This is a genomic window from Azospirillum sp. Sh1 (assembly GCF_008365135.1).
Taxonomy (GTDB): domain Bacteria; phylum Pseudomonadota; class Alphaproteobacteria; order Azospirillales; family Azospirillaceae; genus Azospirillum; species Azospirillum oryzae.
This window is the reverse complement of the sequence record NZ_VTTK01000004.1, coordinates 264033-277399: the sequence shown is the minus strand read 5'-3', so window position 1 is coordinate 277399 and position 13367 is coordinate 264033. Positions and strand designations below refer to the sequence as shown.

Sequence of the window (13367 nt, the reverse complement as noted above, 5' to 3'; positions counted from 1 at the left end):
AGCGGGAAACCCACCTCTAAACCAGAGCTCCCTTGAGAGCCGTGACAGACCATCACGTCGATAGGAGGCATGTGGACCGGCAGCAATGCCTGAAGCTAAGCCTTACTAATCGCTCGATCGGCTTGATCTCACCCCCACTAACCGCGCCATGCGCAGCAGCAAGCCTGCTCGAAAAACAGCAAGCTTGACCAGCGCATCGCCGTTCGATACATCCTCCTCACTTGCACTGAACAAGCACATGCTTCGGATGAAGCGTCGGTCTTGAGCCTGGGTGACCTGGTGGTCATGGCGAGGTGTCAAACACCCGATCCCATCCCGAACTCGGCCGTGAAAAGCCTCCGCGCCAATGGTACTGCGTCTTAAGACGTGGGAGAGTAGGTCGCCGCCAGGTCACTCAGCCTCAAGAGACGCATAACACGAAGCACAAGCTTGCATCTTCACACCACTTCGAAACGCCCCGGTTCATCAGAGCCGGGGCGTTTCGGCTTTTTCCCGGCTCGATCCGGGGGCCCAGGCATCGGCCGTCGCACCACCGCATCCTCTTCGTTCCAGCGCCATCGAGAGGATCGTCCTGATTGCACATGCCCGTGATAACACCCGGCAATTATCTGCAAACCAAAATAATGTTGTTGAAAATTGTTAAATCATACGAATCTCTCATTGAAATTGCATTAGTGCTCGATGTTCGCCTATCATAGCGGCACATAATTCTTATGGCGTTCTCCTGCGTTTATGATGGGGGCTAGGGTGAGCAAAGAAGTTGAGATGACTGATCATATTGCCACCAATGCTCCGTTGCGGGCGACGCAAGGGAGCGCGTCGGCTCCGCCGGCCGCCGCTCCGGTGGAAGTCGACAATACGACCTTCCGCGGAATCGTATCCGGCGATGCCGAGTTGAACTTCACCTGGTCCGCATTCCTGATCGATTCCCTGGTGGAGGTCGGCTGCACGCATGCGGTGATGTGTCCGGGCGCGCAGATGGCGCCGCTGGCGCTCGCCTGCCGCGCCAATCCCAAGCTGAAGGTGTCGGTCGTCATCGACGAGCGGTCGGCCGGCTTCTTCGCGCTTGGCCTGTCGAGCGTGACGCAGAAGCCGACCATCCTGATCTGCACGTCGGGCTCCGCGGTGGGACAGTTCTATCCCGCCGTGATGGAGGCGAATTACGGAATGATTCCGCTGATCGTCATCACCGCCGACCGTGCCCCGGAGAACCAGGACCGGAGTTCCGCACAGGCGATCGACCAGATCCGCGCCTTCGGCCAGCATGTGCGGGCGTCCCACAACATCCAGCTTCCCGATGCCAGCATCGATTCGCTCTCTCCGCTGGTTTCCCGCATCTATGAGCAGGCGACGGGCGCCACCCCTGGCCCGGTGCATGTGAACCAGGCGTTCCGCGACCCGCTGGTGGCGAAGCTCCGCAACAAACGCCCCGTTCCCACGCCGCCGGTGGTCTCCAACCCCATCCTGACGGTCAATGCGGACCACGCCCGGCGGTTGGCCGAGTCGCTTGCCGGACGCCGCGGCGTAATCGTTTGCGGCGCCAGCGAGATCGACGAGCCTGGCTTCCCCGCCGCGATCTACGAACTGTCGCGCCGGCTCGGCGCTCCGATCATCGCCGATCCGTTCAGCAACCTGCGGTTTGGGGCGCCAAGCGACGTTCCGGTGATCGCGCGCGCCGATTCCTTCCTGAGAGCGACGCGATTCACCGACACCCACAAGCCGGAGTGGGTGATGAATTTCGGCGGACCGCCGATTTCGAAGCCGGTGCTGACCTATCTGCAGACCACCAACTGCACCGAGTATATCGGCGTCGATCCGACCAACAAATGGCAGGATCCGATCCTGCGCATGACCGAGATCGTGCGCGCCAGCCCCGAATCGCTGTGCAAGGCGCTGGTGGAGTCGGGCGCTCTGCGTGCCGCTCCGGCGTCCTGGGCGCAATCCTTCGCCGCCTGTGACGCCTACGTCGACGGCCTGTCGCGCAGCGCCTTCGACACGATCTTCTGGGAGGCGCCGATCCTGCGGCGGATGGTCCAGGCGACGCCTGAAGGAGCCGTGTTCTTCTGCGGCAATTCGATGGCCGTGCGCGACGCCGACAGCTTCTCCGGCCGAACCGATGCCCGGCTCCGTCTGTTCGCCAATCGCGGCGTGAACGGCATCGACGGCTCCATCGGCACGCTGATCGGCGTCGCGGCGGCACAGCGTCCGAAGAAGACCCTGTCGGTCATCGGCGACATGGCCTTCTCGCACGATGTCGGCAGCCTGCAGCTTGCCGGCGACCTGGACATCGTGCTGGTCGTTCTGAACAACGGCGGCGGCGCCATTTTCGAATATCTGCCGACCGCAAAGACGCCGGAAGTGATGGACTTCATCTCTCCGCCGACGCTGAACATCGGGCTCGCGGCGCAGGCTTCCGGTTGGCGGACATGGCGGGCCGGCGATCTCGCGCAGTTCAACGGCGCGCTGGAGGAGGCGATGGCTGCCAGCGGCCCCTGCCTGATCGAGGCGGTCATCGACCGCAAGGAGAGCGTGCGCCAGCACAAGCTGTTCTGGGGCGCCGCCGACGGCATCAACGCCATCATCCGGCTGCGCGGACCGGAGGGGATGACCATCACCTTCGGCGTTCCGCAGATCACCGAATCCGACAAATCGGCGGTCGAGTTCGATCCGAACATCACCGACTGACGGCGCGGCATCGACCCCATGGACGGCCATCGAACCGAGACGGCGCGCGAGGGGAAGGAGGACAGGTCCGGGACCGCGTCCTCGTCCTCCCCGTTGCCCATCCTGCCGCGGGAGCGGGCGGCGATCTTCCTTCTGGGCTTCGCGGCGTTCCTGCCGCTCTATGCCCCTCAGTCGGTCCTGCCGCAGCTGGCCAGCAGTTTCCAGGCCAGCCCGGCGGAGACCGGAGCGGTGATCGGAGCGACGACGCTGGCGGTCGCGCTGTCGGCGCCGCTGGCCGGTCCGCTGACCGACCGGTTCGGGCGCAAGCGCTCGATGCTGGCGGCCATCGCCATCCTGGTCCCGCTGACGCTTCTGCTGACGCTGTGCGGCAGCCTGGGCGAACTTCTGGCCGTCCGTTTCAGCCAGGGCATCGTGCTGCCGGCGCTGTTCACCGGTGCCGTCGCCTATATCGGCACCCGCTGGGAAGGCACCCGCGGCGCGTCGGTGACCGGCATGTTCGTCACCGGATCGGCCATCGGCGGTTTCGCCGGACGCTTCGTCTCCGGACTGGTCGCCGACATCGCCGGCTGGCAGAGCGGGTTCGCCGCCCTGGCCGCGGTCTCGGCACTCTGCGCGGTCTTCGTCGCGCTCTGGCTGACGCCGGACCGCGGCCGCGGGACCGGGTCGATCCTGGGCAATTTCCGCGGCATGCGGGAGCATCTTCGCGACGGCCGGATTCGCGCGGTGAGCCTGTGTGGCGGCACCGTCCTGTTTTCGATGACCGGATGCCTGTCCTATCTGGGATTCCATCTGGCGGAACCGCCCTTCGAGCTGACTGCGGCGGGGATCGGCCTCGTCTTCCTGGTCTATCCGCTCAGCGCGACCGCCCCGCTGGTCAACAGCCGGCTGTTGCGTCTGCTGGGAACCGGCAACGCCTATCGTGTCGCCTTCGGCGTCTGCGCGGTCGGGCAGTTGCTGCTCCTGCTGCCCGATCTGACGGCGGTGGTCGCCGGGACCGGAATCTTCCTGGGCGGGGTGTTCCTGTGCCAGTCGCTGGCGCTCGGCTATGTCGGCCGGGTGGCGACGACGAACAAGGGGGCCGCCGCCGGACTCTATGTTTGCTGCTTCTATCTTGGCGGCAGCCTTGGCGCCATCGTGCCCGGCCTTTTGTGGAAAACCGCCGGGTGGCCCGGATGCGTGGCCCTGGTTCTTGCCGCACTCGCAACCGGTGCGCTCATTTCCCTGGCGATGCGCGAGCAGAGTCGCCGCGCCGCGGAGCCGGTCTGAGATTCCAAACCGGGAGCGCCCTTTCACCCTTCCCCCCATGGATGAGAAGAGCGCCATGATCCAACTCGCGAAACATCGGCGGACCGTCGCCGAAGCCGTCACGTGCCGTCGCCTGCGTGCGGGCGCTACCCTGATCGCCGCCGGTCTGCTGGTGGGATCGCCGGCCCTGGCCGACACCGCGGCCAACGGAGCGGCCAAGCCGCCGGCACCGCGGTCCACGGTCCTGCTGCAGACCACGACGCACGCCAACGGGGCTCCGATCGTTTATCCGACCGGCACGCCGCAGGTCACGGTGCGGGTCACGGAAATACCGCCGGGTGTCGACACCGGCGTCCACAACCACCCGATCCCGCTGATCACCTACATCCTGGCCGGCGAGTTGACCATCCGGGAAGTGACCGGTGCCGCCTATGTGTACAAGAAAGGGGAAGCCTTCGTGGAGACGGCGGAATTCCACCACGGGGTCAACGAGGGCAAGGAACCGGTCCGGTTGCTCGCCGTCTATCCAGGTGAGGTCGGGGCGCCGCTGTCGAACAAGCCGCCTTATTGACGGCATCGGCCGCCCGCGATCCCCAACTTGCCGGGATTGCGGGCGGCTGCGGCAAAAAAAGCGCCGGAGCGGGATGTCCCAGCTCCGGCGCCTCGCTGTTCGGGGGGCTGTTCGGGGGCTGTCCGGTCGGCAATCGGCCGGATCAGGCGACCCGGATGCGGTCGGTGAAGGAGTTGACCTCCTCCTTCAGCAGCGAGGTCTGGTGGCTCAGCGTGCCCGAGCTTTCCAGCAGCATCTCGGCGGAGCTGCCGGCGTCGGTCGCCTTGTGCAGCACATGGGTGATGGAGCTGGCGACCTCCGTGGTGCCCAGCGCCGCCTGACGCAGATTGTCGCTGATTTCCGTCGTCGCCTGGAACTGCTGCTGCACCGCCCCCGAGATGCTCATGGCGATGCTGTCCATGCGGTCGATGGTTTCGCCGATCCGCTTGATCGCATTCACCGCGCTGAAGCTGGTCGACTGGATGGCGTTGATCTGGACGCTGATCTCGCCGGTCGCGACGGTGGTCTGGTTGGCGAGCGCCTTCACCTCGTTGGCGACCACGGCGAAGCCCTTGCCGAACTCGCCGGCGCGGGCGGCTTCGATCGTCGCGTTCAGCGCCAGCAGGTTGGTCTGCTTCGCGATGTTCTCGATCATGTGGACGACGTCGCCGATGCGGCCGGCCGCGTCGGCCAGCGCCGAGACGACTTCGTTTGTCTTGCGCGCCTCGTTGACCGCGTCGCGGGCGATCTCGGTGGATTGGGAGGCCTGACCGCTGATGGCGGCGACGGAATGGGACAGTTCCTCCACCGCTTCCGACACCATCTTGACGTTGATGCTCGCCTCTTCGGTGGCGGAGGCGCCCTGGGTGGCCAGCTCGACCGTCTGTTCGGCGACGCTGGCGAACAGGCGGGCGTTGGTCTCCACGACCTCGGCCTCGCGGATGACGTGCTGGACCACGTCCATCACCGTGCTTTCGAAATTTTCGGCCAGGCTGTTCATGGCCTCGCGCTTCTCCGCCTCGTTGCGCAGCCGCTGCTCCTCCTGGGCGTTGCGCAGCCGCTCCATGTGGATGGCGTTTTCCTTGAAGACCTGGACCGCACGGGCCATGTCGCCCACCTCGTCCCGGTTTTCGATGGCCGGGATTTCGATCGAGGTGTCACCCTTGGCCAGAGCGCTCATGGCCGCCGTCATGCGGCGGATCGGGCCGACGATCGATCTGGCGATCAGCAGCGCGAAGATGATGCCGGCGAGCACCGCGATGACTGGCGTGATGACGGCCTGGCGCCAGCTGGCGTCCAGCGCGTCGGTCGCCCGCGCCTGCGTCTGCGTCTGCGTGTCGGAAAAGGCGGTGACGATGCTGCGGACGATCTGCTGCAGTTCGGACAGGATGTCGCGGATCCGCGCCTGCGATCCGATCAGCGTCTGGCTGCCGCCGATGGCGTCCTCCAACCCCTTGGTGAAGGTGACGAGCTGCGGCTCCATGGACGCGAGGAAGCGCAGCAGGCGCTTGTTGGTGATGACGGTCTTGGCTTCCTGGATCGATTCGCGCAGGCGCGTCAGCTCGCCCTTGGTGGCGTCGGCGTCGTTCGGATCGAAGGTGGTGAAATAGCGGGCGGCGGCCATGCGGGTGGCCTGCAGCGCCTGCTGCAGGCGCAGCGTGGCCTGAAGCCCCGGCGCCTCGCCGATGTTCTGCGTGCCTTCCACCAGGGCCACGGCGGTGGTGTTCAGCTGGGCCCCGACCAGGAAGGACTGGCCCACCCCGTCGCGGCGGCGGGTGACGGCGGCGACGGTCTCGTCGAAGGCGGCGCGGTAGCTGGCTGCGGCCTTCTGCAGGGCGCCCATGCTCGCGCGGTCGACCGTCAGGTCCGTGCCGGTGTCGGTTTCGGCAATCGCCTTCACGAAGACATCCACCTCCTTGCGCGCGCTGAGGAGGTCGGTCTCGGATTGCGAGGCGATGTAGTTCAGGACCGCGCGGTCCATATGCTCGCTGATCTCGACCAGGCGAGCCGTGCTCATGGCGTCGTGACCGACGGCTATGACCCCCTCCAGCTCGCCGCGGATGGTGTCGACGTTGTTCACAAACTGAACGCCCAGGAACACGATCAGGGCGATCGAGGCCATGAAGCCTGCGTAGATTTTCTGCGAGATCTTCATGTGCGAGGCCAAACGAAACATGCGGACACCCGTTGTGAAAAACGTCGCTTGGACGGCGGCGCGGGATCGCGTCAGGAGGGCGGGGAGGGTCCGAAGGGCGGAATGTCCAGGCCCGCCGGCCTCCCCGCTGGTATCGACGAACTTGAACGGTTACTTGGCGTTCTTGATCGCCATGATCTTTTCCATCGTGAACTGCTTGGCCGCCTCCTGATAGAACGGCTCAAGGGCCTTTTCGAAGGCCGCACGATCGAAGTCGGTGGTGATGGTGATCGGCGACGCCTTGAGGACCTTCATCCCCTCGCGGTCGCGATTGCGCACATATTCACGCGACGCCTTGCCGCCGGCGCGGGCCGCTTCGACGAAGGCGGTCTTCAACTCGGGCGACAGGTCGTCGAAGAACTCCTTGTTGATCAGGATGACGGCCGGCGAATAGGTGTGGTTGCTGATCGTGATGTTGCTCTGCACTTCGTACAGCTTCGAGCCGACGATCGTCGTGACCGGATTTTCCTGCCCTTCGGCCTGACCGCTCTTCAAAGCGGGATAGAGCTGCGCGAACGGCATGCTGAAGGGTTCGGCCCCCAGCGTCTGGAAGGCCTTCTTGAAGAGATCGCTTTCGGCGATGCGCATCTTCAGGCCCTTCATATCGGCCGGCGCCTTGATCGGCCGGACCGAATTGGTGAGCTGGCGGAAGCCATTCTCGGCCCAGGCAAGGGCGACCGTGTTGGTGTCCTTGAAGGAGTCGAGGAGCGAGGTGCCGATGGGACCGTCCAGCACCAGGTCGGCATGCGCCTCGTCACGGAACAGCAGCATCAGGTCGAGGATGCCGACATTCGGATTGAACTGCGCCAGCGCGCCGCCCGACGACGACAGCACCATGTCGATGGTGCCGAGCTTCACGGCCTCCAGCATGGCCGGGCCGGAGCCCAGTTCGCTGGCCGGATGTTCTTCGATCACATACTTGTTGTTCGTACGGCGCTGAATTTCCTCGTTCATCACCCGGATGGCTTCGCTGAACTGCGAACCCTTCGGCAGCACGTGGCCGATCCGAAGCTTTTCCTGCGCCTGCGCGCCGGCCGTTGCCATCAGCAGTGCCGCGCCGATTACCAAACCCCAGAATGCTCTCATAACGAACCTCCGTGCGTGAACCTCTGAACCTGCACTAGAATTGCAGCACCTATACCGTTTGGTGGTTGCAAAAGTAGAAAGCCGATGCTTTCAGGTCAAACCTATTTTAGCAATTCAGCCTACTCAAACCCTTTAAGCGAGAGCGATGAATAATTCATTACCGTAGGATCGGCGTTGCATTCTGGGGTATGCGTCCAAAGGTCGCATAAATACTCCGATATGTCCCGCATATCGGAGTATTTGGAAGCCCGTCCGTCTTCAAAGATGCCGCCGGCGTCCGCAAAGGCGGAGGAGGCTCCGAACGGAACCGGGGGCGTGCAACCCGAAAAGAGGGTGTCGAACCTGCAAATCCACCGGTGGCGCCGCATCCATGCTATCCCTGCGGGGCCGGCGATGTTGTTTCCGGCCCCGCGTATGACGGTCGGCAACCGGCGCCGCCGGGCCGGTCGGACGCAATGCGGACTGTCGGCCGCCCCATGGCAGCGAACGCCCTCAGCCCGATCGCGACCCGGCGCGAGTGCGCGGTCGGAAAGCCGAAGGGATGTGCCGGCTCAGCCGGTGGCCCGCAACAACTGCTTGTGTGGCTCCGGCTCGGGCTTTTCCTGCTTGGGTGAGGCGTCGAGGTCGGTCCATTGCAGGGACCGGAGGTAGCGGCTCGCCATGCGGCCTTGTTCGTTCAGACGGAACAGGTGGAGCCAGCCGTTGTCGAACAGCGCACGCAACTCGGGATGGCGGGACAGCACCCCATCGATCGCCTCCTGCGGCGCCTCCACCACCACCGAAAGCCGCAGCGGCTCGTGCATGTAACGCTCGCCGTCATGGATCGACTGCCAGGGCAGGCCGACGCGCAGGAGCCCGCCGTTGCCCTCGACCACGCCGATGCCGCCGGTGACGTTGTGCAGCAGCTTGTTGCCGGCGCCGAACATGGTTGGGGCTACGGTGGAGCCGTAATATTGCAGGCTGATCCAGCTCGCCACCACCACCGGCGCGGTGAGGATCAGCTCCAGCACCCGGAAGCCGTCGTCCTGCCGCCAGTCGTAGCTGTGCAGGAAGCTGCGGCCCCGCAGGTCGCGGTCGGCCGTGCGGCTGCGCGGCGCGGCGATGAAGGCGCTGCAGCCGGCAAGGCCCCATTCCGGACGGACCTCCGCCCAGTCGCGGCTGCGCCGGGAGACGTCGTCGGCGCCATTGGCCCGCGGCAGGCGCAGCGCCCGCTCGCCCCGGGCGATGGCCCCGGCGGCGGCGAGCCATCCGCGCACCCGCTGCAGGTCGGTGGCGTGGGGTGCCGAGGGATGGTCGGCGTCGTAGAGCGTCACCGCGTCGGTGGTGGTGTCGTGCAGCGCGCCGACGAACAGCGTGTCGGCCGGGATGACGATACCCTGGCCGGCCAGCGCGGTCCGCACCTCCGGATCGTTGAGCAGGCCGGCGAGCAGGCGGGCGTTCGCCTCCCCCGAATAGCCGCCGCAGGCGCCGCATTGCAGAGCGCTGGCGTGCGGGTTGTTGACGGTGGTGGCGCCATGGCCGGCGAGCAGGACGATCCGGGCGAAGCCGTCGGTCAGCGACATCGCCCGCAGGATGGTCGCCGCCATGCCGGCGCGCCGGTCCACCGGCAGCGCGGGGTCGAGGCGCGGGGCGGGGTCGTGGGATGCCTTGGCGCCGCCCAACGAGAAGGAGTCGCGAAGCAGCTTGCCGGCATAGACCGGACCCATCGCTTCCACGAAGGCGAAGGACGACACGGCGGCGAGCTTGAACCGGCCCCAGGCCCGCTTCGCCCGCGCCGTCAGCCGGGCCTTGGTGTCGTCGGACAGGTGTCCGTGGTCTTGATGGTGGCCGTGATGATGGCCGCAGCCGGTGGTCCGCGAGGTGGCGGCGGGGGTCAGCAGCACCGGGCAGTGCGCCTCGTCCACATCCGACGCATGGCGCCGGTGCGACAGGGCGAGGCCGAAGAAGCCGGCGAAGCCGATGGTCTCGATGCCCGGGCCGGTCGATTCCAGGGCGCGTCGGAACAGTTCCGACCGCACGTCGATGCAGAAGGCGGCCTGGAGGGTGGGGCGGCCGGGGGACGGCCTGGCTGTCCGCTCTTGCGCGAACGTCTCGGCCAACGCCCGCTGGGCGGCGCGGTCGGCGGCGTCCTGCAGGATGGCGTCAACGACATGGTCGGCCGTAGGCGCCACCGGCTCGGCATGGGCGGCACGGACGGCGCGCCAGCGCTCGGCGATCCGCTGTTCATAGCGGTCGTGGAGCGCCTGTTCCCAGATCAGCCGGATCGCCAGGAAATCGGTCAGCGTCGTGTCGGAGCCGCCGGCGAGTTCGGCCTGCCACAGCCGGTAGCGGGCGAACTGCGCCCAACCGCCGAGGCCGGCCAGCAGCTGGTGGAAGTAGGTCTCGCAGGCGGCCGTCGGCAGGCCGAGCCGGGCGACGGCGGCGGCCAGCGCCTGCCCGGCGGTTTCCGGACCATCGGCGACCTTCGTGGCGAAGCCGGCGAGGCCGAGGATCTCCGGCGTCAGGTCATGGGTGGCGACGGCGCGCCAGGCGGCATAGGCGGACTTGCCCTGCGGTGCCGCCCACAGCGCTTGGCCCATGTCGAAATACCCGGCGGCCCAGCCGCCGAACCGCTCGGCGATCAGACCCGGCCAGTCGGTGCCGGAGACTTCGGCAGCAAGATCGGCGACGGTCGGCAGCGCCTTCGGCGGCGGGGCGGCGGTTGCGGCGGCGGCCTTGAGCGCGGCCGGCGAGGCCGGGCGGTTGGCGTGGGGCGAGGCCGCCAGCGCGCCGGCGAGGTCGTCGTCGGTGATGGCACCGGACGCGATCCGCTCCAGATACCAGGAGCGCGGCATGGTCACGGCGATGCCGGCGACCCGGCCGAGCCGGGCGGCGGTCTGGGCGAGGCTCTCGCCGCTCTGTCCCAGGAAGGGGTTGACGGCGACGCTGGAGGCGAGCGGCCAGACCGGCGGGATCGCACGGACGGCGGCGTTGGCGACGGCGGCAAGGGCGGGGTTGCGGGCCGCGGCGGCGTCGATGGGCTGCGTGGTCATGGTGGGATCGTCCTTCCGGGATCAGGAAATCTTGCGCACGGACCAGCCGCCGAGCAGCCGGTCGAAGACGGCGTTGGCGTAGAGGCCGTTGGACAGGTGGACCCGCAGCCCGGCGGCGGCCGGGTGGTAGGCCCACAGCGGGAACATCGACTGGGCGACGGCGACGAGGCCGAAGCTGACCACCACCAGAACCATCAGCGCCCATTCCAGCGGGCCGGGGGCCGGCGTGTGCGGCATCGGGCCGGTCAGCGCCCATTCGGCGACGCTTTGCAGCGCGAAATAGGCGGTGGAGGCGGCGACGGCGTAGAGCGCGGTGCGCCGGGTCAGGAAGGCCGGAGCGGCGCCGGCCAACCCCTGGGCCAGCAGATAGGCGACGCCGAAGATCAGGATGGCGCCCAGCGCCACCGCCTGCGGCGGCTTGGCGGCGAAGCCGAACAGCGCGCCGAACAGAAGGTAGAAGGCGGCGTAGATCGCCAGTGCGGCGAGGAAGGCGCGGCCGACCGCGGCACCGTTGGGGATCGCCACCGGACCGGGGCGCCGGATCGCCGCCACCCCCTCCACCGCGCCGCCGGCGGCCAGGAAGGCATGCGCCTTGTAGAGCGAATGCGCCACGATGTGCAGCAGGGCGAGCGGGAACAGCGCCAGCCCGCATTGCAGGACCATGAAGCCCATCTGCGCCACGGTGGACCAGGCGAGCGAGGTCTTGACCGCCGGCTGCGTCAGCATCACCAGGCCGCCGAACAGGGCGGTGAAGCCGCCGACGATCACCAGCACCGACAGCACGCCGGGCGCCAGCAGCATCAGGTCGGCGAAGCGGATCAGCAGGAAGCCGCCGCCGTTGATGACGCCGGCATGCAGCAGGGCCGACACCGGCGTCGGCGTCTCCATCACCTCGGTCACCCAGCCATGGGTGGGGAACTGCGCCGACTTCAGCAGGGCGGCCAGCGCGATCAGGCCGGCGGCCCAGACCGCGACCGCATTGCCCTGGCCGGCGCGGGCCATCTCGGCGATGGCGGCGATGTCGGAGGTGCCGTAGCCGGCGGCGAGCAGGAGCGCGGCGCCGATCAGGGCGGCGTCGCCGACCCGCGCGGTGATGGCCTTCTTGTGGGCCGCCCGTTGGGCGGTTGGCCGGTTCGGGTAGAACAGCAGCAGCCGGTGCAGGAACAGGCTGGTGGCGATCCAGGCCAGGACGAAGTGGGCGAGGTTGCCGGCCTGCACCAGCAGCAGGACCGAGGCCAGCGTGGCGCACAGCCAACCGGTGAAGGCGCCCTGCCGGTCCTCGCCATCCAGGTAGGTGGCGGTGTAGCGGACGACGATCCAGCCGACGAAGGAGACCAGGGCCAGCATCGTCGCACTCACCGCGTCGAGCCGCACCGACAGGCCGATTCCTGCGGTGCCGATCAATGGGCTGGTGCCGGCGCCGGTGATGGCGAGCAGGCCGGCCGACAGCAGGGCGACGACGAAGGCGGCCAGCGCCGCCATCTCCGCCAGCCGCGGGACGGAGCCGGGGCGTCGGCCCGGAGTACGGAACCCGGCAAGTGCGGCCAGCAGGAGGGCTATGGGGCCGAGGAGCGGCAGGAGGTGAATGGACAAAGCGGTCTCTCCGGAACAGCGTGAGGAGCCTGTCCCTTCGATCTAGCAGCGCTGCCGCTTCGAAAAAAATTCATTGTTCTCGGGATATCGTTCGGTAAAATCGAACGATGCGCGAGCTGAACTATCATCACCTCTTCTATTTCCAGGCCGTCGCCCATGACGGCAACCTGACGCGCACCGCGGCGCGGCTGAACCTGACCCAGTCGGCGCTGTCGGTGCAGATCCGCAAGCTGGAGGAGCGGCTCGGCCATGCGCTGTTCGAGCGCGAGGGCCGGCAGCTCCGCCTGACCGAGGCGGGGCGGATTGCGCTCGACCATGCGGATTCGATCTTCGCGCTCGGTGAGGAGCTGGTGGGGACGCTGAAGGAAAGCGGCCGGAGCCGGCGGGCGCTGCGGGTGGGGGCGCAGGCGACGCTGTCGCGCAATTTCCAGATCGGTTTCCTGCGGCCGATCCTGGGGCAGGAGGATGTCGACGTCATCCTGCGCTCGGGCAGTCAGGCCGAGCTGCTGCAGTCGCTGGAGGCGCTGAACCTGGACGTGGTGCTGATGAACCGGGCGCCGGCCGGCGACGCGGCATCGCCCTTCGTCGCCCACCGGCTGGCGGAACAGCCGGTCAATCTGGTGGGAACGCCGCACCGGGTCGCCGGTGGCGGCACCATCGCGGAGCTGCTGACCGGGCATCCGGTGATCCTGCCGACGTCGGACAGCAGCGTGCGCATCGCCTTCGACGCGCTGGCCGACCGGATCGGCATCCGCCCGCAGATCGCCGCCGAGGTCGACGACATGGCGATGATGCGCCTGCTGGCCCGCGAGGATGTCGGGCTGGCCGTGCTGCCGCCCATCGTGGTGAAGGACGAGCTGGCGTCCGGCCGGCTGCACGCCGCCGACGTGCTGCCCGGCATCACCGAGACCTTCTATGCGGTGACGGTGCGCCGCCGCTTCCCCAACGCGCTGCTGCGCGCGCTGCTGAGTGCCGTGGAAGC

The 13367-nt window shown here is 67.5% G+C and carries 8 protein-coding genes and 2 rRNA genes; 6 read left to right on the top strand and 4 right to left on the bottom strand.

All coding sequences use genetic code 11. From position 1 onward, the window contains the following. The 5 genes from FZ029_RS07250 to FZ029_RS07230 form a co-directional block, all read left to right on the top strand. Positions 1 to 130 (top strand): 23S ribosomal RNA (locus FZ029_RS07250); the annotation flags it as partial. Positions 131 to 275: 145 nt separating this feature from the next. Further along, positions 276 to 391: ribosomal RNA gene (gene rrf, locus FZ029_RS07245) — 5S ribosomal RNA — on the top strand. Positions 392 to 765: 374 nt separating this feature from the next. Next, entirely contained in the window at positions 766 to 2685 is a 1920-nt protein-coding gene (menD, locus tag FZ029_RS07240; RefSeq protein WP_247892182.1) for a 2-succinyl-5-enolpyruvyl-6-hydroxy-3-cyclohexene-1-carboxylic-acid synthase, read from the top strand. Positions 2686 to 2703: 18 nt separating this feature from the next. Continuing rightward, on the top strand, positions 2704 to 3951 hold the full coding sequence (locus FZ029_RS07235) for an MFS transporter (protein WP_149268617.1): 1248 nt from the start codon (positions 2704 to 2706) through the stop codon (positions 3949 to 3951). Between the two features lie 55 nt (positions 3952 to 4006). After that, positions 4007 to 4501, top strand: coding sequence for a cupin domain-containing protein (locus FZ029_RS07230; RefSeq protein ID WP_149268616.1), 495 nt, complete (start codon positions 4007 to 4009; stop codon positions 4499 to 4501). A gap of 142 nt (positions 4502 to 4643) precedes the next feature. Here the strand turns inward: FZ029_RS07230 and FZ029_RS07225 are convergent, their stop codons facing one another. The 4 genes from FZ029_RS07225 to FZ029_RS07210 all read right to left on the bottom strand — a co-directional run bounded on the left by FZ029_RS07225 (position 4644) and on the right by FZ029_RS07210 (position 12385). Next, positions 4644 to 6656: a HAMP domain-containing methyl-accepting chemotaxis protein gene (locus tag FZ029_RS07225; protein ID WP_149268615.1), complete on the bottom strand. Its 2013-nt coding sequence runs from the start codon at positions 6654 to 6656 to the stop codon at positions 4644 to 4646. A gap of 129 nt (positions 6657 to 6785) precedes the next feature. Next, on the bottom strand, positions 6786 to 7760 hold the full coding sequence (locus FZ029_RS07220) for a TRAP transporter substrate-binding protein (RefSeq protein ID WP_149268614.1): 975 nt from the start codon (positions 7758 to 7760) through the stop codon (positions 6786 to 6788). Between the two features lie 551 nt (positions 7761 to 8311). Then, a complete protein-coding gene (locus FZ029_RS07215; protein WP_149268613.1) occupies positions 8312 to 10792 on the bottom strand; it encodes a DUF2309 domain-containing protein in 2481 nt (826 codons plus the stop codon). A 21-nt stretch (positions 10793 to 10813) separates the two neighbouring features. Further along, entirely contained in the window at positions 10814 to 12385 is a 1572-nt protein-coding gene (locus tag FZ029_RS07210; RefSeq protein ID WP_149268612.1) for a proton-conducting transporter membrane subunit, read from the bottom strand. Positions 12386 to 12492: 107 nt separating this feature from the next. Between FZ029_RS07210 and FZ029_RS07205 the strand changes: the two genes are divergently transcribed. Then, on the top strand, positions 12493 to 13367 hold an 875-nt coding region (locus FZ029_RS07205), incomplete at its 3' end, for a LysR family transcriptional regulator (RefSeq protein WP_149268641.1).